A 23,247-nucleotide genomic window follows, 5' to 3' on the forward strand; every position below is an offset into this window, starting at 1 on the left:
GCACCGGCCTCGCGCGACGCTCAAGAATGCCCCGTGGCACGGCGGCTCGCGGTATGCTGCGCGGCATTATCATTCAAGGAGCCCCTCCATGGCTGGAAGCAGTTTGCTGGTATTGATCGACGACATCGCCACCGTGCTCGACGATGTTGCGCTGATGACCAAGATGGCCGCGAAGAAAACCGCCGGCGTGCTTGGCGACGATCTGGCGCTCAATGCCCAGCAAGTGTCCGGCGTGCGGGCCGAGCGAGAGCTGCCGGTGGTTTGGGCCGTGGCGAAGGGCTCATTCATCAACAAGCTGATCCTGGTGCCGTCGGCCCTGGCTATCAGTGCCTTCGTGCCGTGGCTGGTGACGCCGCTGTTGATGGTGGGTGGCGCCTATCTGTGTTTCGAGGGGTTCGAAAAACTCGCCCACAAGTTCCTCCACAGCCCGGCCGAGGACCAAGCCGAGCACACGCAGCTGGTCGAGGCCGTGGCCGATCCGGCGGTGGACCTGGTGGCGTTTGAGAAGGACAAGATCAAGGGCGCGGTGCGTACTGATTTCATTCTGTCGGCGGAGATCATCGCCATCACCCTCGGCACCGTCGCCGATGCACCACTGACCCAGCAGGTGATTGTGCTGTCGGGCATTGCTGTTGTCATGACCGTCGGCGTCTACGGCTTGGTGGCCGGGATCGTCAAGCTCGATGACCTGGGGCTGTGGCTGACGCAGAAGCCGGGGCAGGTTGCCAGAAGCATCGGTGACGCCATCCTGCGCGCCGCGCCGTACATGATGAAAAGCCTGTCGGTGATCGGCACGGCGGCGATGTTCCTGGTGGGCGGCGGCATCCTCACCCATGGCGTGCCGGTGGTGCACCACTGGATCGAAGCCGCGGCGGCGAGTGCCGGCGGGGCCGGGTTCATCGTGCCGATGTTGCTCAATGCGGTGGCGGGGATCGTCGCGGGAGCGGTGGTGCTGGCGGGGGTGATGGTGGTGGGCAAGGTCTGGAAGGCGCTGAAAGGCTGAACCTGACAACCCGGAACCACTGTGGGAGCGAGCCTGCTCGCGATAGCGCTCTGTCAGGCAACATAAATGTTGAATGTCAGGCCCTCATCGCGAGCAGGCTCGCTCCCACAGGGGATCTCACTTGGCCGACTGTTACTCGGCAATCTGCAACTTGCGCGATTCCGTGTACACGTAGCGCACCTTTTCATACTCGAACGGCGAGTTCAGTTGGCCATAGCGGAAGGTGGTCTGGTAGCGCTTGTCCACGCCGCGCAGGAGCAGCAGTTCCGGGTGGTTGGCGCTGACTTCCGAGACGTTCAGGAAGTTGATCGCTGACTCGGCGGTGTAGTCCACCAGCAACCCCGAAGTATCCCGCAGGTTGGAAGGGCCGAAGATCGGCAGTACGAAGTAGGCGCCGGCGGGCACGCCGTAGAAGCCCAGGGTCTGGCCGAAATCTTCGCTCTGGCGCGGCAGGCCCATGGAGGTGGCGGGATCCCACAGGCCGGCGACGCCGATCGTGGTGTTGAGCAACAGCCGCGCCGTGGTCTCCATCGAACGCTTGCCCTTGAATTGCAGCAGGCTGTTCATCAGGTTCGGCACGTCCCCCAGGTTATTGAAGAAGTTGCTGACCCCGGTGCGCACGAAACTCGGGGTGACGTAGCGGTAGCCATCGACCACGGGGAGGAATACCCATTGGTCGAAACGGTAGTTGAAGTGATAGACGCGACGGTTCCAGGACTCGAGCGGGTCATAGACGTTCAGCGCGTTGAGGGTCGAGCGCTCGAATTCGCGCTGGTCCAGGCCCGGATTGAACTTGAGTTTGCTCAGCGGTTCCTTGAAGCCGTCGGCATCCACCGTGGGCTTGTCATCGGCGTGAACCACGCCCGCACCCATTAACGCAGCGATAAGCAGGAGGTATTTAGCCACGGAAGAACTCCAGCATGGCGTCGCTGTTGACGCGGTAATTGAGGTTGCCGCAGTGGCCGCCCAGTGGATACACCGTCAGGCGGTCGCCAAAGGTCTTGCGCAGGAAGCCCAGGTCGCCGGGGCCGAGGATGACGTCGTCGGCGTTGTGCATCACGGCGATCTTCGAGCTTTCATGCAGATAATCCTTCAGGGCATAGAGGCTGACCTGGTCGACCAGTTGCAGCAGGCTGCCGCCGTCGGTCCGCGCGCGCCACATCGGGATCACTTGTTCGGTGAGGTAGCAGTCGAAATCGCATTGCAGCGCACGCTTGAGAAACGGCGTCAGGCTGGTGCTTTCGGTGATCGGGAACTTGGGCGGGGTAATCAGGCCGCGACGGTTGATCAGGTCCGAAGTGAAGGCGATATCGGCCGCCGAGAAACGGAACGACGTGCCGATCAGCATCGCCATCTGTTCGTTGCTCAAGTGTTGCTTGGACTGCTGGAAGTCATAAAGGAGGGCATCGTTGAGGTCGATGTAGCCTTTTTGCTGGAAGTAGCGGGTCAGTTTGTTCAGCACCACTTCATAGAAAGTCGTGGTGCTGTTGATGCCCTTGACCTTGGTCTGGACCAGTTTGTCCAGGTTGGTGACCGAGGTATAGAGGTTCACCGGCGGGTTCAGCAACAGCACTTTCTTGAAGTTGAAGCTGCGCCGGGTTTCGTCCAGGTGCGCGACGAAGGCTGCGTCCAGCGCGCCTAGGCTGTAGCCGGTGAGGTAGTACTCGGTCACCGGCACCTTGGGGTGCTGCGCACGCACGGCTTGCATGACCCGGTACATGTCTTCGGCATCTTCCTTGGTGATGCCCGGGGTGGCGAAGCGCGAAGCGGAGCTCATGAAGTCGAAACTGGTGGGCGACGACAACTGCACCACGTGATAGCCGGCCTTATAGTAGAGGCGCTTGAGGTATTCGTTGAGGGTGCTGTCGTACCGGGCGCCGGTACCGGCGATCAGGAAGATCAGCGGGGCCGGTTTGTCCTGGGTGGCCATGCGGTAGGTGAGGCTTTTCACCGGCCAGAAGTTGTCCGGCAGGATGAACTCGCGCTCCGGGCGCAGGGTGACGCTGTAGTCCGCCTGGTTGATGTCCTCGATCAAGGGCAGCTCGGGGCGCAGGTCAGGCGGGGTGGTCGCAATGGTCGCCTCGAACGGGTTGGTCAAGGGGTAGCCATAACTGGCGGCGTCGATGTCCACCGCCAGTGCGGACGCACTCAGGATAAGGCCGCCGATGAGGGCAGCGAAGCGCAAGGAACGGAGCATGACTGGATCCCTTAGAGGATGGTGCCGAATGAGGTTCGCAGGCTATGACCACTGAAGCGAAACCAAGTGCCATGATCGGCACGAAACAGGTTTGAGTCGGGGGTCGGCAGCAACGGGACGATACACGGTGTGGGTGGTTGGTGGCTAGTTGCCTACACTTGTCGTGGATGGCGTTCTGATGTCGCTCCTCGCTGTTTCGATGTCGCTAACAGATCAGGTTCCAGATCGTCGCAGGTTGATGATCGTTGCATCAGTACTCCACTGATGTTCGAACTGGCTTGGCAGGCGAGCGTGATGGGGGCGCTGAGCACCATAACAACACGTTGACGTCGCTCGGCATTCGTCGGGCGCAGCACTTTCGGGGAAGTACACGATGAAGATGCGACGACTCATGGGCGCAGGTGCCGCACTGGTACTGGCGATCAGCTCCACACTGGCCAGCGCCGAAACCAAAACCCTGAGCATCGGCTACGTTGACGGCTGGTCCGACAGCGTCGCGACGACTCACGTAGCGGCGGAAGTCATCCAGCAGAAGCTCGGCTATGACGTGAAACTGCAAGCGGTGGCGACCGGGATCATGTGGCAGGGCGTGGCCACCGGCAAGCTCGATGCCATGCTCTCGGCCTGGTTGCCGGTGACTCACGGCGATTACTGGGCGAAGAACAAGGATCAGGTGGTCGATTACGGCCCCAACTTCAAAGATGCGAAGATTGGCCTGATCGTGCCCGAGTACGTCAAGGCTCAGTCCGTGGCTGATCTGAAGACCGATGAAAGCTTCAAGAACCGCATTGTTGGCATTGACGCCGGTTCGGGCGTGATGCTCAAGACCGAACAGGCGATCAAGGACTACGACCTGACCGGCTATCAACTCAAGGCCAGTTCCGGCGCCGGCATGATTGCCGAGCTGACCCGTGCCGAGAAAAAGAACGAATCCATTGCCGTCACCGGTTGGGTTCCGCACTGGATGTTCGCCAAGTGGAAACTGCGCTTCCTGGAAGACCCGAAAGGCGTCTATGGTGCAGCTGAAACCGTGAACAGCATCGGCAGCAAGGAACTGGCGACCAAGGCGCCGGAAGTGGCTGAATTCCTGAAGAAATTCCAATGGTCGTCGAAAGACGAAATCGGCGAAGTCATGCTGGCTATCCAGGAAGGCGCCAAACCTGAAGCTGCTGCCAAGGACTGGGTCGCCAAGCACCCGGACCGCGTGAAGGAGTGGACTGGCAAGTAATCTGCCTGATTTAACAATCTCCAGAAACCGCATGACGTCGTGTCATGCGGTTTTTTTTTGCGATACGCAATACTCGAATCCTGCACACATACCTGTGGGAGCAAGGCTTGCCCGCGATGCAGGCGCCTCGGTTGATCTTGATGTCGGAGCGATACCGTCGCGGGCAAGCCTTGCTCCCACAGAGGCTCGCTCCTGGCTATCCAGGAAGGGGCCAAGCCTGAAGTACAGAGGCTCGCTCCCACAGGGTGCGGTGGCGATAGTTTTTGCTGAAAATTGGCAAAACCGTCATGTCGTTCTAATACTAAGGTCGTCTGGAACCTCGCCTTGAGCCGCATAGAGTAGAGTCGTTCCATCTTAAATTGTGCTGCGAGGATAAAAACAATGAACGACAGCATTTACCTCTCGATTCAAAACAGCCCGCGCTTCAAGGAGCTGGTGAGAAAAAGAGAAAGGTTCGCCTGGATTCTTTCGGCGATCATGCTAGGGCTGTACTCCGGATTCATTCTTCTGATCGCCTACGGGCCGCACGTTCTCGGGGCCAAGATCACGCCCGAGTCGACGATCACCTGGGGTATTCCCATCGGTGTCGGCCTGATTGTCTCGGCGTTCGTCCTGACCGCTATCTACGTGCGACGCGCCAACGGCGAGTTCGATGAGCTGAACAATGCGATTCTCAAGGAGGCTCAACAATGATCCGGCGTCTACTGGCTCTATTGAGCATCGCAGCGTTCGCCCCGGGTGCCTGGGCGGCTGAGGCCCTGACCGGGGCCGTGGAGAAACAGCCCCTCAACGTCTCTGCCATCATCATGTTCGTGGCGTTTGTCGGCTTGACCCTGTGCATCACCTACTGGGCGTCCAAGCGGAGCAAGTCGGCCAGCGACTACTATGCGGCGGGTGGGCGGATCACCGGTTTCCAGAACGGCCTGGCCATCGCCGGTGACTACATGTCCGCGGCGTCCTTCCTGGGGATTTCCGCGCTGGTGTTCGCTTCCGGCTATGACGGCCTGATCTACTCCATCGGCTTCCTGGTGGGCTGGCCGATCATTCTGTTCCTGATCGCCGAGCGCCTGCGTAACCTGGGTAAATACACCTTTGCCGACGTGGCGTCCTATCGCCTGGGGCAAAAGCAGATCCGTACCTTGTCTGCCAGCGGTTCGCTGGTAGTGGTGGCGTTCTACCTGATCGCACAGATGGTCGGCGCTGGCAAGCTGATCCAGCTGCTGTTCGGCCTGGACTACCACGTTGCGGTGGTGCTGGTGGGTATCCTGATGTGCCTTTATGTGCTGTTCGGCGGCATGCTGGCGACCACCTGGGTACAGATCATCAAGGCAGTGCTGTTGCTGTCCGGTGCTTCGTTCATGGCGCTGATGGTCATGAAGCACGTCAACTTCGACTTCAACATGCTGTTTGCCGAGGCGGTCAAGGTTCACCCTAAAGGCGAGGCGATCATGAGCCCTGGCGGTCTGGTGAAGGATCCGGTCTCGGCCTTCTCTCTGGGCCTGGCGCTGATGTTCGGTACCGCTGGCCTGCCACACATCCTGATGCGCTTCTTCACCGTGAGTGACGCCAAGGAAGCGCGCAAGAGCGTGCTGTACGCCACTGGTTTCATCGGTTACTTCTACATCCTGACCTTCATCATCGGCTTTGGCGCGATCCTGCTGGTCAGCACCAACCCGGCCTTCAAGGACGCGGCAGGTGCCTTGCTGGGCGGTAACAACATGGCGGCGGTGCACCTGGCCAACGCTGTGGGTGGCAGTGTGTTCCTGGGCTTCATCTCGGCCGTGGCGTTCGCCACCATCCTGGCGGTTGTGGCAGGCCTGACCCTGGCCGGTGCCTCGGCGGTGTCCCATGACTTGTATGCCAGTGTGATCAAGAAAGGCAAGGCCAACGAGAAGGATGAGATCCGTGTCTCGAAGATCACCACCATCGCTCTGGCGGTGCTGGCGATCGGCCTGGGCATCCTGTTCGAGAAGCAGAACATCGCGTTCATGGTGGGCCTGGCGTTCTCCATCGCGGCGAGCTGCAACTTCCCGGTGCTGCTGCTTTCGATGTACTGGAAGAAACTGACTACCCGCGGCGCCATGATTGGCGGCTGGCTGGGCCTGGTCAGCGCCGTGGGCCTGATGATCCTCGGCCCAACCATCTGGGTACAGATCATGGGTCACGAGAAGCCGATCTACCCGTATGAGTACCCTGCGCTGTTCTCGATGGCCATTGCCTTCGTCGGTATCTGGTTCTTCTCCATCACCGACAAGTCGGCTGAAGCCGAGAACGAGCGGGCGCTGTTTTTCCCGCAGTTCGTGCGTTCGCAGACTGGCCTGGGGGCGAGTGGGGCGGTTAATCACTGAGGCGGTAAGTAGCAAGCGTAGCGTTTGAAGAAATACCCCGGTCGAGAGGCTGGGGTATTTTTTTGTGCCCGGGAGAAAGGGGAATCAGGTCTGGTGCCATCGCGAGCAGGCTCGCTCCCACAGCTGACCGCATTCCAATGTGGGAGCGAGCCTGCTCGCGATGGCGTCAAAATGGTCACTACAGGGGGGCTCAAGCAAAACGGCCCCCGCTCTTGTATATAAGAAGCGGGGGCCGTTCAGTGAAGCTGGAGGATGCTATGGCAAGGACTTACTTGCGATCTTCCAGCTTGGTGATGTCACGCGACTCGTAGCCGGTGTACAACTGGCGTGGACGGCCGATCTTGTAAGGGCTGGAGAGCATTTCCTTCCAGTGGGAGATCCAGCCGACGGTCCGCGCCAGGGCGAAGATCACGGTGAACATGCTGGTTGGAATGCCGATCGCCTTGAGGATGATCCCCGAGTAGAAGTCGACGTTCGGGTACAGCGAGCGTTCGATGAAGTACGGGTCGGTCAGGGCGATCTCTTCCAGGCGCATGGCCAGTTCGAGTTGCGGATCGTTCTTGATCCCCAGTTCCTTGAGCACTTCGTCGCAGGTCTGCTTCATGACGGTGGCGCGTGGGTCGCGGTTCTTGTAGACCCGGTGACCGAAGCCCATCAGCTTGAACGGATCGTTCTTGTCCTTGGCCTTGGCGATGAACTTGTCGATGTTCGAGACATCGCCGATTTCATCGAGCATGGTCAGTACCGCTTCGTTGGCACCGCCGTGGGCCGGGCCCCAGAGTGCCGCGATACCGGCGGCGATACAGGCGAACGGGTTGGCACCCGACGAGCCGGCCAGACGCACGGTGGACGTGGAGGCGTTCTGCTCGTGGTCGGCATGGAGGATGAAGATCCGATCCATGGCCTTGGCGAGCACCGGGCTGATCGGTTTGATCTCGCACGGGGTGTTGAACATCATGTGCAGGAAGTTTTCCGCGTACGACAGGTCGTTGCGCGGGTACATCATGGGTTGACCCATGGAGTACTTGTAGACCATCGCCGCCAGGGTCGGCATCTTCGCCACCAGGCGGACCGCGGAGATTTCGCGATGCTGGGGGTTATTGATGTCCAGGGAGTCGTGGTAGAAGGCCGAGAGGGCGCCGACAACGCCGCACATGACGGCCATCGGGTGGGCATCGCGACGGAAGCCGTTGAAGAAGGACTTCAGCTGCTCGTGAACCATGGTGTGGTTTTTCACGGTGCTGACGAACTGGGCCTTTTGTTCTGCGGTCGGAAGCTCGCCGTTGAGCAGCAGGTAGCAGGTTTCCAGGTAGTCCGATTTTTCAGCCAGTTGCTCGATCGGGTAGCCGCGGTGCAGCAGGATGCCGTTGTCGCCGTCGATGTAGGTGATCTTCGACTCGCACGAAGCGGTCGACATGAACCCTGGGTCGAAGGTGAAGCGGCCCGTGGCCGTCAGGCCGCGAACGTCGATTACATCGGGACCAACGGTGCCGGTTAAAATGGGCAGCTCGACGGGGGCTGCGCCCTCGATGATCAACTGCGCTTTTTTGTCAGCCATGTGGCCTCCTATTAATGCTTGGAATCATCAGACAGACCCCCCACGCAGGGCCCGCACCACTATAGTGAGATAAATCCGAATGTCAATTTGCCTAAAGTCTTGCTCCAGAAGGCTTTAACCGGACTTTTTCCTCGAAATTACCTGCCGTTTACGCCTTTTGCCGCTGTTGTGCAATGCGCCATCAGTGGAAGGTGAACGCGTTGTCATTAGTAACCTAACTGTCTATACTCGGCAGCCGACCGCCAGGGGCTTTGGGCCTGCTTTACTGGGGGTCGTCACTCCCTGGGTGGTGAGCACCTGACCAGTGCGCGCCGCAACAACTTTGCCCTGATTCTTAGGGGCTCTTCAGTGTGAAAAAAGCCGTGAAAAGCCAACGACCTGTAAACCTAGACCTAAGGACCATCAAACTCCCCATCACCGGCGTTACATCGTTTCTTCACCGCGTTTCCGGCATCATCCTCTTCCTGGGCCTTGGCATCATGCTTTATGCATTGGGCAAATCCCTGGGGTCCGAGGAAGGTTATGTCGAGGTGAAGGCATGCTTGACCAGTCCACTGGCCAAGTTCGTCGCGTGGGGCCTCCTGTCCGCTCTGCTGTATCACTTGGTTGCCGGTGTGCGCCACTTGATCATGGATATGGGCATCGGTGAGACGCTGGAAGGCGGCCGCCTGGGCTCGAAAATTATCATCGCCGTTTCCGTGGTGCTGATTGTTCTGGCAGGAGTTTGGATATGGTAACCAGCGTTACGAATCTTTCGCGTTCGGGCCTCTATGACTGGATGGCGCAGCGCGTGTCTGCTGTCGTTCTCGCGGCTTATTTCATCTTTCTGATCGGCTATCTCGCCGCGAACCCTGGCATTGGCTATGAACAATGGCACGGTCTGTTCGCACACAATGCGATGCGTATCTTCAGTCTGCTGGCTCTCGTTGCCCTGGGCGCTCACGCCTGGGTTGGCATGTGGACCATTGCAACCGACTACCTGACGCCGATGGCTCTGGGCAAGTCGGCGACTGCCGTACGTTTCCTCTTCCAGGCAGTATGCGGCGTTGCGATGTTCGCTTACTTCGTCTGGGGCGTGCAGATTCTCTGGGGTATCTGATCCATGGCTAACATTCCAACGATTTCTTTCGACGCCATCATCATTGGCGGCGGCGGTGCCGGCATGCGCGCAGCGCTGCAACTGGCCCAGGGCGGTCACAAGACTGCCGTGATCACCAAGGTCTTCCCGACCCGTTCGCACACTGTTTCCGCCCAGGGCGGCATCACCTGCGCCATCGCTTCGGCCGACCCGAACGATGACTGGCGCTGGCACATGTACGATACCGTCAAGGGTTCCGACTACATCGGTGACCAGGACGCTATCGAATACATGTGTCAGGAAGGCCCGGCCGCGGTGTTCGAGCTGGACCACATGGGCCTGCCGTTCTCCCGTACCGAAACCGGCCGTATCTACCAGCGTCCGTTCGGTGGTCAGTCCAAGGACTACGGCAAGGGCGGCCAGGCTGCACGCACCTGCGCGGCATCCGACCGTACCGGTCACGCGCTGCTGCACACCCTGTACCAGGGCAACCTGAAAGCCGGTACCACGTTCCTGAACGAGTACTACGCCGTAGACCTGGTGAAGAACCAGGACGGCGCCTTCGTCGGTGTGATCGCGATCTGCATCGAAACCGGCGAAACCACCTACATCCGCTCGAAAGCCACCGTACTGGCGACCGGCGGTGCAGGTCGTATCTATGCTTCCACCACCAACGCCCTGATCAACACCGGTGACGGCGTCGGCATGGCCCTGCGTGCTGGCGTGCCGGTACAAGACATCGAAATGTGGCAGTTCCACCCGACCGGCATCGCCGGCGCCGGTGTACTGGTTACCGAAGGTTGCCGCGGTGAAGGCGGTTACCTGATCAACAAGCACGGCGAGCGTTTCATGGAGCGTTATGCTCCGAACGCCAAGGACCTTGCTGGTCGTGACGTCGTAGCGCGTTCGATGGTCAAGGAAATCATCGCCGGTAACGGCTGTGGCCCGAATGGCGACCACGTGATGCTCAAACTCGACCACCTGGGCGAGGAAGTGCTGCACAGCCGTCTGCCAGGCATCTGCGAACTGTCGAAGACTTTCGCTCACGTCGACCCGGTCGTTGCGCCGGTTCCAGTGGTTCCAACCTGCCACTATATGATGGGCGGCGTTCCCACCAACATCCATGGCCAGGCAATCACCCAGAACGCCGAAGGCGTGGACGAAATCATCCCTGGCCTGTTCGCAGTGGGTGAAGTGGCGTGCGTATCGGTTCACGGTGCGAACCGTCTGGGCGGCAACTCGCTGCTCGACCTGGTGGTCTTCGGTCGTGCCGCTGGCCTGCACCTGGAGAAGGCGCTGAGCGATGGCATCGAATACGACGACGCTACCGAAGCTGACATCAATGCAGCCTTGTCGCGCCTGAACGCCCTGAACAACCGTACCGATGGCGAAGACGTGGCTACCCTGCGTCGCGAGCTGCAAAGCTGCATGCAGAACTACTTCGGTGTATTCCGTACCGGCGAATACATGCAGAAGGGTATTGCCCAGCTGGCAGAACTGCGTGAACGAATTGCCAATGTGAAGATCAACGATAAGTCACAGGCGTTCAACACCGCTCGTATCGAAGCGCTGGAACTGCAGAACCTGCTGGAAGTGGCCGAAGCTACCGCCATCGCCGCAGAAGTGCGTAAAGAGTCCCGTGGTGCCCACGCCCGCGAAGACTATGAAGACCGTGACGACGAAAACTGGCTGTGCCACACGCTGTACTTCCCGGGTGAAAAACGCGTCGCCAAGCGTGCCGTGAACTTCTCGCCGAAGACTGTTCCGACTTTCGAACCTAAAGTCCGGACTTATTAAGGGTGACCGCCATGTTGCAAGTCAGTGTTTATCGCTACAACCCTGATCAGGACGCTGCGCCGTTCATGCAGGATTTCCAGGTCGATACCGGTGGTAAAGACCTGATGGTGCTGGACGTGCTGGCCCTGATCAAAGAGCAGGACGAAGGTTTCTCCTATCGTCGTTCCTGCCGCGAGGGTGTTTGCGGCTCCGATGGCATGAACATCAACGGCAAGAACGGCCTGGCCTGCATCACGCCACTGTCGGCCGTTGTAAAGGGCAACAAGCTGATTGTTCGTCCGCTGCCAGGTTTGCCGGTTATTCGTGACCTGGTCGTCGATATGAGCATCTTCTACAAGCAATACGAGAAGGTGAAGCCATTCCTGCAGAACGACACGCCGGCTCCGGCCATCGAGCGTCTGCAGTCCCCGGAAGAGCGTGAGAAGCTCGACGGTCTGTACGAGTGCATCCTGTGCGCTTGCTGCTCGACCTCGTGCCCATCCTTCTGGTGGAACCCGGACAAGTTCCTGGGCCCGGCCGCCCTGCTGCAAGCGTACCGCTTCCTGGCAGACAGCCGTGACACCAAGACGTCCGAGCGTCTGGCCGCACTGGATGACCCGTTCAGCGTATTCCGCTGCCGCGGGATCATGAACTGCGTCAACGTCTGCCCGAAAGGCCTGAACCCGACTAAGGCCATCGGTCACGTACGTAACATGCTGCTGCAAAGCGGCGTGTGATTCAGCTGCTGTACCCGTAGAGCCGCTGTACCCGTAGAGGCTAAGGCGCGGGCTTCAACCCGCGTCGTAGCATAACCAGAACAGCCGCTTACAAAGCGGCGGTTCTTATTTTGAAGAAATGAGACAAGCAGGGGCATCCGGGCTGGTACCCGGACTATCAGCGTGATCCTAAGTGGCTTGTTTTAGTCGCTGCACTCGGACTTCTGCAAGTTTGCTCGGTGTTTTCGCCGATGGTGTTCCCCTAATCGAGGGTGACCAAGCATGCAAGAAAGCGTGATGCAGCGCATGTGGAACAGTGCCCACCTCTCCGGTGGTAACGCTGCCTATGTGGAAGAGCTCTACGAGCTCTACCTGCACGACCCTAACGCTGTGCCAGAAGAATGGCGCACCTATTTTCAGAAGTTGCCAGCTGACGGTAACTCTGCCACCGATGTTTCGCACTCGACGATTCGCGATCATTTCGTGCTGCTGGCAAAGAACCAGCGCCGCGCTCAACCGGTCTCCGCCGGCAGCGTGAGCAGCGAACACGAGAAGAAGCAAGTTGAAGTACTGCGACTGATCCAGGCCTACAGGATGCGAGGCCACCAGGCAGCCCAGCTGGACCCGCTGGGGCTGTGGCAGCGTCCTGCACCTGCAGACCTGTCGATCACTCACTACGGCTTGACCAATGCCGATCTTGATACGACCTTCCGTGCCGGCGACCTGTTCATCGGCAAAGAGGAAGCGAGCCTACGTGAAATTCACGAAGCGTTGCAGCAGACATATTGCCGCACCATTGGCGCTGAGTTCACGCACATCACCGATTCCGAGCAACGCCAGTGGTTCCAGCAGCGTCTGGAAAGCGTTCGTGGCCGTCCGACGTACTCCGCCGACATCAAGAGCCACCTGCTCGAGCGCGTCACTGCCGGTGAAGGTCTGGAAAAGTACCTGGGCACCAAATACCCGGGCACCAAGCGTTTCGGCCTGGAAGGCGGCGAGAGCCTGATTCCGATGCTGGACGAGCTGATCCAGCGTTCCGGTTCGTACGGCACCAAGGAAGTGGTCATCGGCATGGCCCACCGTGGCCGTCTCAACGTGCTGGTCAACACCTTCGGCAAGAACCCGCGCGAGCTGTTCGACGAGTTCGAAGGCAAGAAGAAGGTCGAGCTGGGTTCCGGTGACGTTAAATACCACCAGGGCTTCTCGTCCAACGTGATGACCACCGGTGGCGAAGTCCACCTGGCCATGGCGTTCAACCCGTCCCACCTGGAAATCGTTTCCCCGGTGGTCGAAGGTTCGGTTCGCGCCCGTCAGGATCGTCGCAACGACCCGACCGGCGAGAAGGTACTGCCGATCTCCATCCACGGTGACGCGGCATTCGCCGGTCAGGGCGTGGTCATGGAAACCTTCCAGATGTCCCAGACCCGCGGTTTCAAGACCGGCGGTACGGTGCACATCGTCATCAACAACCAGGTTGGTTTCACCATCAGCAACCCGTTGGACTCGCGCTCCACCGAGTACGCGACCGACGTGGCGAAGATGATCCAGGCGCCGATCCTCCATGTGAATGGCGATGATCCGGAAGCCGTGCTGTTCGTGACCCAGCTGGCCATCGACTACCGCATGCAGTACAAGCGTGACGTGGTGATCGACCTGGTCTGCTACCGTCGTCGCGGCCACAACGAAGCCGACGAGCCAAGCGGCACCCAGCCTCTGATGTACCAGCAGATCGCCAAGCAGCGCACTACCCGTGAGCTGTATGCCGAGCGTCTGACCCAGAGCGGCGTGCTGAATGCCGAGCGCGTCCAGGAAAAAGTCGATGAATATCGCAACGCCCTGGACAATGGCCTGCACGTTGTAAAAAGCCTGGTCAAAGAGCCGAACAAAGAGCTGTTCGTGGACTGGCGTCCATACCTGGGCCACGCCTGGACCGCTCGTCACGACACGCGTTTCGACCTCAAGACCCTTCAGGAACTGTCCGCCAAGCTGCTGGAAATTCCGGAAGGTTTCGTGGTCCAGCGCCAGGTCGCGAAGATCTACGAAGACCGTCAGAAGATGCAAGCCGGCGGCCTGCCGATCAACTGGGGTTACGCCGAAACCATGGCGTACGCGACCCTGGCGTTCGAAGGTCACCCGATCCGCATCACCGGCCAGGACGTAGGTCGCGGCACTTTCTCGCACCGCCACGCGGCGCTGCACAACCAGAAAGACGCCAGCACCTACATCCCGCTGCAACACCTGTACAAAGGCCAGCCACGTTTCGACCTGTACGATTCGCTGCTGTCCGAGGAAGCCGTCCTGGCGTTCGAATATGGCTACTCCACCACCGAGCCGAATGCGCTGGTGATCTGGGAAGCCCAGTTCGGCGACTTCGCCAACGGTGCCCAGGTGGTGGTCGACCAGTTCATCACCAGCGGCGAGCACAAGTGGGGTCGTCTGTGCGGCCTGACCATGCTGCTGCCACACGGTTATGAAGGGCAGGGGCCGGAGCACTCCTCGGCACGTCTGGAGCGTTACCTGCAACTGTGCGCCGAGCACAACGTCCAGGTCTGCGTACCGACGACCCCGGCTCAGATCTATCACCTGCTGCGTCGTCAGGTCATCCGTCCGCTGCGCAAGCCGCTGATCGTGCTGACGCCGAAGTCGTTGCTGCGCCACAAGCTGGCGATCTCCACGCTCGAGGACCTGGCCGAAGGCTCGTTCCAGACCGTTATTTCCGAGATCGATACACTGGACGCGGCCAAGGTGACTCGCCTGATCCTGTGCAGCGGCAAGGTCTACTACGACCTGCTGGAAAAACGTCGTGCCGAAGGCCGCGAAGACATCGCCATCGTGCGTATCGAGCAGCTTTACCCGTTCCCGGAAGAAGACCTGATGGAGGCCATCGCGCCTTACACCAATCTCACCGACGTGGTGTGGTGTCAGGAAGAACCGATGAACCAGGGCGCGTGGTACAGCAGCCAGCATCACCTGCGTCGCAGCATCGGCAACCATAACAAGGCCCTGGGCCTGGAATACGCCGGTCGTGACGCTTCTGCTGCACCTGCTTGTGGTTACGCATCGATGCACGCCGAGCAGCAGGAACAACTGCTGCAAGATGCCTTCACCGTTTAATGCCTTCGCGCACCTGAAACCGAATTTAAGGAACCACAGATAATGGCTATCGAGATCAAAGCCCCCACTTTCCCGGAATCGGTTGCCGATGGCACCGTTGCCACCTGGCACAAAAAACCGGGCGAGGCTGTCAAGCGTGACGAACTGATCGTCGACATCGAGACCGACAAGGTCGTGCTGGAAGTCCTGGCGACCGCCGACGGCGTGCTGGGCGCGATCGTCAAGAACGAAGGCGACACTGTTCTGTCCGACGAAGTGCTGGGCTCGATCGTTGAAGGTGGTGCTGCCGCCGCTGCTCCGGCCGCTGCTGCTGCACCTGCCGCTGCCCAGGCCGCCGCTCCGGCTGCCGATGGCGAAGACGATCCAGTCGCTGCGCCGGCTGCCCGCAAGATCGCCGAAGAAAACGGCATCAACATCGCTTCCGTTGCCGGCACCGGCAAGGGTGGTCGTGTGACCAAGGAAGACGTCGTTGCCGCCGTGGCCGCCAAGAAAGCCGCTCCAGCCGCCGCACCTGCCAAGCCAGCCGCACCGGCCGCTTCGGCACCGGTGTTCGCTGCCGGTGATCGCGTTGAAAAACGCGTACCGATGACTCGCCTGCGTGCCAAGGTTGCCGAGCGTCTGGTCGAAGCCCAGTCGAACATGGCGATGCTGACCACCTTCAACGAAGTCGACATGACCGAAGTCATGGCCCTGCGTTCGAAGTACAAGGACCTGTTCGAGAAGTCCCACAATGGCGTACGCCTGGGCTTCATGTCGTTCTTCGTCAAGGCTGCCACCGAAGCGCTGAAACGCTTCCCGGCCGTCAACGCGTCGATCGACGGTTCCGACATCGTCTACCACGGCTATGCCGACATCGGTGTTGCGGTTTCCAGCGACCGTGGCCTGGTGGTTCCGGTCCTGCGTAACGCCGAACTGATGAGCCTGGCCGAAATCGAAGGCGGCATCGCCACCTTCGGCAAGAAGGCCCGTGACGGCAAGCTGTCCATCGAAGAGATGACCGGCGGTACGTTCACCATCACCAACGGTGGTACATTCGGTTCGATGATGTCGACGCCGATCGTCAACCCGCCACAAGCGGCGATCCTGGGCATGCACAACATTCTGCAGCGTCCGATGGCGATCAACGGTCAGGTTGTGATTCGCCCGATGATGTACCTGGCCCTGTCCTACGATCACCGCCTGATCGATGGTAAAGAAGCCGTGACGTTCCTGGTGACCATCAAGAACCTGCTGGAAGATCCGGCTCGTCTGCTGCTGGATATCTGATATCGCCGCGAGGGCCGGTCTGTCGATCGGCCCTTTGCTGAAACAACCGGTTTCGTCCCACGGCGGTCTCCACAAGTGACCGTCCGGTTTGATTCGAGAAGGAATGACTCATGACTCAGAAATTCGACGTGGTAGTGATTGGTGCGGGCCCTGGTGGCTACGTAGCGGCCATCAAGGCTGCGCAACTGGGCCTCACTACTGCCTGCATCGAGAAGTACACCGACAAAGAGGGCAAACTGGCCCTGGGCGGTACCTGCCTGAACGTCGGTTGCATTCCATCCAAGGCGCTGCTGGACAGCTCCTGGAAGTTCCACGAAGCGCAAGACGGCTTCAAGATCCACGGTATCAGCCACTCCGGCGTGAGCATGGATGTACCGGCGATGGTCGGTCGCAAGGCCAACATCGTGAAGAACCTGACCAGCGGTGTTGCCACCCTGTTCAAGGCCAACGGCGTGACCTCGATCCAGGGCCACGGCAAGTTGCTGCTGGGCAAGAAAGTCGAAGTGACCAAGCCGGACGGCTCGGTTGAAGTGATCGAAGCCGAAAACGTCATCCTGGCTCCTGGCTCGCGTCCGATCGACATTCCACCGGCTCCGGTCGACCAGAATGTGATCGTCGATTCCACCGGTGCCCTGGAATTCCAGACCGTGCCAAAACGCCTGGGCGTGATCGGCGCTGGCGTGATCGGCCTCGAGCTGGGTTCGGTATGGTCGCGCCTGGGTGCGCAAGTGACCGTACTGGAAGCCCTCGACACCTTCCTGATGGCGGCTGACACTGCAGTTTCCAAGGAAGCGCTGAAAACCCTGACCAAACAGGGCCTGGACATCAAGCTGGGCGCTCGCGTGACCGGTTCGAAGGTCAACGGCGAAGAAGTCGTGGTGACTTACACCGACGCCAACGGCGAACAGACCATCACCTTCGACAAACTGATCGTTGCGGTCGGCCGTCGTCCGGTGACCACCGACCTGCTGGCTGCCGACAGCGGTGTTGAAATCGACGAGCGCGGTTTCATCCAGGTTGATGATTTCTGCGCCACCACCGTACCGGGCGTCTACGCCATCGGTGACGTGGTCCGCGGCATGATGCTGGCGCACAAGGCGTCCGAAGAAGGCATCGTGGTGGTCGAGCGCATCAAGGGTCACAAGGCCCAGATGAACTACGACCTGATCCCTTCGGTTATCTACACCCACCCGGAAATCGCATGGGTCGGTAAAACCGAGCAAGCCTTGAAAGCCGAAGGCGTTGAAGTTAACGTCGGCACCTTCCCGTTCGCCGCCAGTGGCCGTGCCATGGCAGCCAACGATACCGGCGGTTTCGTGAAAGTCATCGCCGATGCCAAGACGGATCGCGTATTGGGCGTTCACGTCATCGGCCCAAGCGCTGCCGAGCTGGTACAGCAAGGCGCGATCGGCATGGAATTCGGCACCAGCGCTGAAGATCTGGGCATGATGGTCTTCTCCCATCCGACCCTGTCCGAAGCCTTGCACGAAGCGGCCCTGGCCGTAAATGGCGGCGCCATCCACGTGGCCAACCGCAAGAAGCGTTAATAAATAATAAGAAACCACGGCGGTTCGGCCCGTCGTGAGCCTTGCGAGCAAGACTCACCGCGGAATGTCCGCTGGACGCAGTCTTGCGTAGCTCGACCGGTTGCCCGGAAGGCTACGCAAGCAGCAGTCACAGGTGGTGCGGCACTGAAACGGTGCAGCACCGAATGCGCAGTACCTAACGAAGACGGTAATAAGCATGAATCTTCACGAGTATCAGGGTAAGCAGCTGTTCGCTGAGTACGGCCTGCCAGTATCCACAGGCTACGCGGTAGACACCCCGGAAGCAGCAGCAGAAGCTTGCGACAAAATCGGCGGCAGCGAGTGGGTTGTCAAAGCCCAGGTTCACGCCGGTGGTCGCGGTAAAGCGGGCGGCGTCAAGCTGGTTCGCAGCAAAGAAGACGCCAAGGCCTTCGCACAGCAGTGGCTGGGCAAGCGTCTGGTAACTTACCAGACTGATGCCAATGGTCAGCCAGTCACCAAGATCCTGGTTGAATCGTGCACTGATATCGCTAAAGAGCTGTACCTGGGCGCTGTCGTTGACCGTTCGAGCCGCCGCATCGTGTTCATGGCTTCCACCGAAGGTGGCGTGGACATCGAGAAAATCGCTCACGATACCCCTGAGAAAATCCTCAAGGCCACCATCGATCCACTGGTTGGCGCTCAGCCATTCCAGGGTCGCGAACTGGCATTCCAGCTGGGTCTGGAAGGCAAGCAGGTCACTCAATTCGCCAAGATCTTCGTAGGTCTGGCCAAGCTGTTCCAGGACCACGACCTGGCACTGCTGGAAGTGAACCCGCTGGTGATCAAGGCCGACGGCGACCTGCACTGCCTCGATGCCAAGATCAACATCGACGCCAACGCCATGTACCGTCAGCCTAAGCTGAAGACTTTCCACGATCCGTCGCAAGACGATCCGCGCGAAGCGCACGCTGCCAAGTTCGAACTGAACTACGTAGCCCTGGAAGGTAACATCGGCTGCATGGTCAACGGTGCCGGCCTGGCCATGGGTACCATGGACATCGTCAACCTGCATGGCGGCAAGCCAGCCAACTTCCTCGACGTGGGCGGTGGTGCTACCAAGGAACGCGTAACCGAAGCGTTCAAGATCATCCTGTCCGACACCAACGTCGCTGCAGTACTGGTCAACATCTTCGGCGGCATCGTTCGTTGCGACATGATTGCCGAAGGCATCATCGGCGCCGTGAAAGAAGTTGGCGTGAAAATCCCGGTTGTTGTTCGCCTCGAAGGCAACAACGCTGAGCTGGGCGCTAAAGTACTGGCAGAAAGCGGTTTGAACATCATCGCTGCTACCAGCCTGACCGACGCTGCTCAACAAGTCGTTAAAGCTGCGGAGGGCAAATAATGAGCGTCCTGATCAATAAAGACACCAAGGTTATCTGCCAGGGTATTACCGGTTCGCAAGGTAGTTTCCACACCCAGCAAGCCATCGAATACGGCACCAAGATGGTTGGCGGCGTAACGCCTGGCAAGGGCGGCACCGAGCACCTGGGCCTGCCTGTCTTCAACACCGTCAAGGACGCTGTTGCAGCCACTGGCGCTACCGCCAGCGTGATCTACGTTCCGGCTCCTTTCTGCAAGGATTCCATCCTTGAAGCGGCGTTCGGCGGCATCAAGCTGATCGTGTGCATCACCGAAGGCATCCCGACCATCGACATGCTGGAAGCCAAGGTCAAGTGCGACGAGCTGGGTATCACCCTGATCGGCCCTAACTGCCCAGGCGTGATCACTCCAGGCGAATGCAAGATCGGCATCATGCCAGGTCACATTCACTTGCCAGGCAAGGTCGGTATCGTTTCCCGTTCCGGCACCCTGACCTACGAAGCTGTGAAGCAGACCACTGACGCCGGTTTCGGTCAGTCGACTTGCGTCGGCATCGGCGGTGACCCGATCCCAGGCTCGAACTTCATCGACATCCTGAAGCTGTTCCAGGAAGACCCGAAGACCGAAGCGATCGTCATGATCGGTGAGATCGGCGGTTCGGCTGAAGAAGAAGCGGCTGCCTACATCAAGGCAAACGTGACCAAGCCGGTTGTTTCCTACATCGCAGGTGTGACTGCTCCTCCGGGCAAGCGCATGGGCCATGCTGGCGCAATCATCTCTGGCGGCAAAGGCACTGCAGACGAGAAGTTCGCTGCACTGCAAGACGCAGGCGTGAAAACCGTGCGTTCGCTGGCAGACATCGGCAAGGCCCTGGCCGAGCTGACTGGCTGGGAAATGAAGAAGTAAGCTTCGGCTGACCTTTTCGTTCCAGCGACAAAGGCCACCTTCGGGTGGCCTTTGTCGTTTCTGGTACTTGTGTGGAAGCAGCGTGGAAGCAAGTGTGGGAGCAAGGCTTGCCCGCGATGCAGGCGCCTCGTTTTCGCAGGCACCGAGCCGTCTTCGTCGCGGGCAAGCCTTGCTCCCACAGATAAATCTCCTCGCCACAGGTCATCCGCTGTCCACCAGGGAGGTTATGGGGGAAAAATAGATATGTAAACGCGACACAGAAACGTCGTGTATCGGATAGTTTGCCCTGTAACAGTGCGTTTGTGCTCCAGATTGGTTAGGCTAGCAGCCATTTTGCGACCGCTGCCCACAAGGAAGCGCCGCGCTAAACGGGTCGGTCCCATACGGATCGGCAGCATTTCCCTCTACCCTCGGGGAAATCCCTCTCTAAATTCCGATTCAGTAGTGTGGTTTCCTTAATGAAAGTGTTGAAAGGCCAGGACATCCTGGCGCTTGGTTTCATGACATTTGCCCTGTTCGTCGGGGCCGGCAACATCATCTTCCCGCCTATCGTCGGTTTGCAGTCCGGGCCTCATGTCTGGATGGCGGCGCTGGGCTTTCTGATCACGGCGGTCGGGCTGCCGGTGGTCACCGTGGTCGCCCTGGCGAAGGTCGGCGGGGCGATGGATGCCTTGAGCAGCCCCATCGGCAAGATCGCCGGCGGTCTGCTGGCCGCGGTCTGCTACCTGGCCGTCGGCCCGCTGTTCGCCACGCCGCGTACCGCCACCGTCTCGTTCGAAGTCGGCCTGGCGCCGCTGACCGGCGAAAGCCCGCTGGCGCTGTTCCTCTACAGCGCGGTGTATTTCCTGGTGGTGTTCTTCATCTCGCTCTACCCGGGTCGGCTGCTGGATACCGTTGGACGGTTCCTCGCGCCGCTGAAGATCATTGCCCTGGCCGTGTTGGGGATCGCAGCGTTTGCCTTGCCCGCCGGTGGTATCGGCGTGGCCACGCCGGAGTATGTCGCGGCACCGTTCTCCCAGGGTTTCATCAACGGCTACCTGACCATGGATACCCTCGGTGCCCTGGTGTTCGGCATCGTCATCGTCAACGCGATCCGCTCCCGAGGCGTCGAATCGCCGGCCTTGATCACCCGTTACGCAATCATTGCCGGGTTGATCGCCGGGCTCGGCCTGGCGCTGGTCTATATCAGCCTGTTCCGCCTGGGTTCGGGCAGCCACGAAGTGGCGCTGGGTGCCACCAACGGCGCTGCCGTGCTGCATGCCTACGTGCAACACACCTTCGGCAGCCTGGGCAGCGGTTTCCTCGCCGTACTGATCTCCCTGGCCTGCCTGGTGACCGCGGTGGGCCTGACCTGTGCCTGTGCCGAATACTTCAGTCGCGTCCTGCCGCTGTCCTACAAGACGCTGGTGGTGATCCTGGCGGCGTTTTCGTTGCTGGTGTCCAACCTCGGCCTGACCAAGCTGATCGCCTTCTCGATTCCGGTGCTGACCGCCATCTATCCACCGTGCATCGCCCTGGTGGCCCTGAGCTTCTGCAAGGACTTCTGGCACGAACAGGGGCGCATCGTCGGCCCGGTGATGCTGGTGTCGTTCCTGTTTGGCCTGGTCGACGCGCTCAAGGGAGCAGGGCTGGCAGACTGGATGCCGGCGCAACTGGCTCATCTGCCGCTGAGCGAGCAGGGGCTGGCCTGGCTGGTGCCGTCGGTCATGACCCTGGTCGTGGCCGTGGTGTGTGATCGCCTGCTGGGCAAGCGCAGCGAAGCACTGGCTTAAGCATCTACAGCCGTTCTCGCTAACCGAAATGCCCCGTATCAATCGATACGGGGCATTTTTTTATGCAGCGGTGTCTTTTTCCTTGGGCTAACGTCGAAGCAGTGTCCTGCACAAATGAAGTTTTCCTGTGGGAGCGAGCCTGCTTGCGATAGCGGTAAGTCAGCCAATGAATGGATAGCTGATCAATCGCAATCGCGAGCAGGCTCGCTCCCACAGGAGGCGCAGCAACTGCACCATGTTCTTTTTATACAAGGAATTGCATGTCATTCATCCAAGTCAACCTGATCCATCTCCTGGCCGCTGTCTGGTTCATCGTCTGCTGGGGCGGCTATACCCGTTATGCCACGTGGAAGGCCCGTGATACGGCCTGTCTGGCCAGCGTGATGCACCTGTATCGTGAAGACTGGATGCGTCGCATGCTGCTGCGCGAGAACCGTATCGCCGACGCCAGCGTGATCGGTAACCTGGAGCGTAACGCATCATTCTTTGCCTCCAGCACGTTGATCATCCTGGCCGGCATCCTGACGGTACTCGGCGCATCCGACCGGGCGGTGTCCTTGCTGGCGGACCTGCCGCTGGTGCAGCAGGCTTCCCAGGGCATGGCCGAAGTCAAGCTGCTGTGCCTGGCGTTGGTGTTCGTGTACGCGTTCTTCACGTTCAGCTGGTGCATGCGTCAATACAACTTCGCGGCGGTCCTGGTGGGCTCGGCACCGATGATCGGCGAACGCCATGTCTCGGAGCAGGAACGCAAGGCCTTTGCACTGCGGGCCGCGCGAGTTATCTCGATGGCCGCCAACCAGTTCAACTTCGGCCTGCGTTCTTATTACTTCGGCATGACCATGTTGGCGTGGTTCGTCAGCCCCTGGTTATTCATGTTGATGAGTGCCGGCGTGGTGTTCGTGCTCTATCAGCGCGAGTTTCATTCCGATGTGCTGGACGTCATGGTCTATACGCCGACGGAAGTACCGGCACCGGAAGTCGTCAAGGACGCGGCATGACAACGGCCGGATAAATCGCAGGCAAAAGAAAACCCGCACTTGGCGGGTTTTCTTTTGCCGCTAAAACCGATCAGTTGGTTTTAGGCGCTGTGGCAGGAGCTTGTTCCTGAGCAGCGGCTTTGTTCGCTTCAGCCTGATCTTTGGCGGCTTCGGCGTTTTCTTTCGCCGCGTCGTTCACTTTATCCTGTGCTTTGTTCATGTCCTGCTGAGCTTGCTCAGCATGTTGGTTGGCATCTTGAGCTTTGTCCTCGGATTTCTTATCGCAGGCAGCGAGACCGAGGGAGGCGGCCAACATCAAGGCAATAGCTAAAGTCTTACGCATGGGGTGTTTCTCCTTATGGATATAACTACTGGCCGTTTGAGCAATCCCCCTCGGGTTAAGTTCCTCTTTTGCGACAG

The 23,247-nt window shown here is 59.7% G+C and carries 18 protein-coding genes and 1 pseudogene; 15 read left to right on the plus strand and 4 right to left on the minus strand.

Annotated elements, in window-relative coordinates:
- Positions 1–88: 88 nt before the first annotated feature.
- The gene (locus ACODTO_RS16265; RefSeq protein WP_175385766.1) at positions 89–1,003 is read left to right on the plus strand and encodes a DUF808 domain-containing protein; all 915 of its coding nucleotides are present in this window, start codon (positions 89–91) and stop codon (positions 1,001–1,003) included.
- Between the two features lie 132 nt (positions 1,004–1,135).
- Here ACODTO_RS16265 and ACODTO_RS16270 read toward each other — a convergent pair whose 3' ends face one another.
- Both ACODTO_RS16270 and ACODTO_RS16275 read right to left on the minus strand, forming a co-directional pair.
- A complete protein-coding gene (locus tag ACODTO_RS16270) occupies positions 1,136–1,876 on the minus strand; it encodes an MlaA family lipoprotein (protein ID WP_217510119.1) in 741 nt (246 codons plus the stop codon).
- Positions 1,877–1,901: 25 nt separating this feature from the next.
- On the minus strand, positions 1,902–3,200 hold the full coding sequence (locus tag ACODTO_RS16275; RefSeq protein WP_175385767.1) for a serine/threonine protein kinase: 1,299 nt from the start codon (positions 3,198–3,200) through the stop codon (positions 1,902–1,904).
- Positions 3,201–3,573: 373 nt separating this feature from the next.
- Between ACODTO_RS16275 and ACODTO_RS16280 the strand changes: the two genes are divergently transcribed.
- From ACODTO_RS16280 to ACODTO_RS16290, 3 genes are all read left to right on the plus strand, one after another.
- Entirely contained in the window at positions 3,574–4,428 is an 855-nt protein-coding gene (locus ACODTO_RS16280) for a glycine betaine ABC transporter substrate-binding protein (protein WP_041024955.1), read from the plus strand.
- Between the two features lie 381 nt (positions 4,429–4,809).
- A complete protein-coding gene (locus tag ACODTO_RS16285; RefSeq protein ID WP_139649032.1) occupies positions 4,810–5,121 on the plus strand; it encodes a DUF485 domain-containing protein in 312 nt (103 codons plus the stop codon).
- Entirely contained in the window at positions 5,118–6,776 is a 1,659-nt protein-coding gene (locus tag ACODTO_RS16290) for a cation acetate symporter (RefSeq protein ID WP_139649033.1), read from the plus strand. Before ACODTO_RS16285 ends, ACODTO_RS16290 begins: the two co-directional genes overlap by 4 nt.
- A gap of 268 nt (positions 6,777–7,044) precedes the next feature.
- On the opposite strand, the gene gltA is transcribed toward ACODTO_RS16290, so the two are convergent.
- On the minus strand, positions 7,045–8,334 hold the full coding sequence (gene gltA, locus ACODTO_RS16295; protein WP_041024952.1) for a citrate synthase: 1,290 nt from the start codon (positions 8,332–8,334) through the stop codon (positions 7,045–7,047).
- A gap of 350 nt (positions 8,335–8,684) precedes the next feature.
- On the opposite strand from gltA, the gene sdhC reads away from it, so the two are divergent.
- From sdhC to ACODTO_RS16350, 11 genes and pseudogenes are all read left to right on the plus strand, one after another.
- Positions 8,685–9,071 (plus strand): succinate dehydrogenase, cytochrome b556 subunit, encoded by a 387-nt coding sequence (gene sdhC / locus ACODTO_RS16300; RefSeq protein WP_199275399.1) that lies wholly within the window; start codon positions 8,685–8,687, stop codon positions 9,069–9,071.
- Positions 9,065–9,433, plus strand: a complete 369-nt coding sequence (gene sdhD, locus ACODTO_RS16305; RefSeq protein WP_055137329.1) for a succinate dehydrogenase, hydrophobic membrane anchor protein — start codon at positions 9,065–9,067, stop codon at positions 9,431–9,433. Before sdhC ends, sdhD begins: the two co-directional genes overlap by 7 nt.
- A gap of 3 nt (positions 9,434–9,436) precedes the next feature.
- Positions 9,437–11,209 carry a succinate dehydrogenase flavoprotein subunit gene (sdhA, locus tag ACODTO_RS16310; protein WP_489106729.1) on the plus strand — a complete coding sequence of 591 codons (1,773 nt, stop codon included), beginning with the start codon at positions 9,437–9,439 and terminating at the stop codon, positions 11,207–11,209.
- 11 nt (positions 11,210–11,220) lie between these two features.
- Positions 11,221–11,925, plus strand: coding sequence for a succinate dehydrogenase iron-sulfur subunit (locus ACODTO_RS16315; protein ID WP_024780617.1), 705 nt, complete (start codon positions 11,221–11,223; stop codon positions 11,923–11,925).
- Between the two features lie 261 nt (positions 11,926–12,186).
- Entirely contained in the window at positions 12,187–15,018 is a 2,832-nt protein-coding gene (locus ACODTO_RS16320; protein WP_041024949.1) for a 2-oxoglutarate dehydrogenase E1 component, read from the plus strand.
- 42 nt (positions 15,019–15,060) lie between these two features.
- Positions 15,061–16,284, plus strand: coding sequence for a 2-oxoglutarate dehydrogenase complex dihydrolipoyllysine-residue succinyltransferase (gene odhB, locus ACODTO_RS16325; RefSeq protein WP_139649035.1), 1,224 nt, complete (start codon positions 15,061–15,063; stop codon positions 16,282–16,284).
- Positions 16,285–16,394: 110 nt separating this feature from the next.
- Positions 16,395–17,831: a dihydrolipoyl dehydrogenase gene (gene lpdA / locus ACODTO_RS16330; RefSeq protein ID WP_175363802.1), complete on the plus strand. Its 1,437-nt coding sequence runs from the start codon at positions 16,395–16,397 to the stop codon at positions 17,829–17,831.
- A 196-nt stretch (positions 17,832–18,027) separates the two neighbouring features.
- Complete coding sequence (gene sucC / locus ACODTO_RS16335; protein ID WP_003179235.1) at positions 18,028–19,194, plus strand: ADP-forming succinate--CoA ligase subunit beta; 1,167 nt, start codon at positions 18,028–18,030, stop codon at positions 19,192–19,194.
- The gene (sucD, locus tag ACODTO_RS16340; RefSeq protein ID WP_003179236.1) at positions 19,194–20,078 is read left to right on the plus strand and encodes a succinate--CoA ligase subunit alpha; all 885 of its coding nucleotides are present in this window, start codon (positions 19,194–19,196) and stop codon (positions 20,076–20,078) included. Before sucC ends, sucD begins: the two co-directional genes overlap by 1 nt.
- Before the next feature lie 458 nt (positions 20,079–20,536).
- A complete protein-coding gene (gene brnQ / locus ACODTO_RS16345; protein ID WP_139649039.1) occupies positions 20,537–21,850 on the plus strand; it encodes a branched-chain amino acid transport system II carrier protein in 1,314 nt (437 codons plus the stop codon).
- Between the two features lie 260 nt (positions 21,851–22,110).
- Positions 22,111–22,862 (plus strand): annotated as a pseudogene (locus ACODTO_RS16350) (DUF599 domain-containing protein).
- A gap of 56 nt (positions 22,863–22,918) precedes the next feature.
- On the opposite strand, the gene ACODTO_RS16355 reads toward ACODTO_RS16350, so the two are convergent.
- On the minus strand, positions 22,919–23,170 hold the full coding sequence (locus ACODTO_RS16355; RefSeq protein ID WP_041024944.1) for a hypothetical protein: 252 nt from the start codon (positions 23,168–23,170) through the stop codon (positions 22,919–22,921).
- Positions 23,171–23,247: the final 77 nt, after the last annotated feature.

It is taken from the genome of Pseudomonas sp. FG13 (assembly GCF_057809755.1).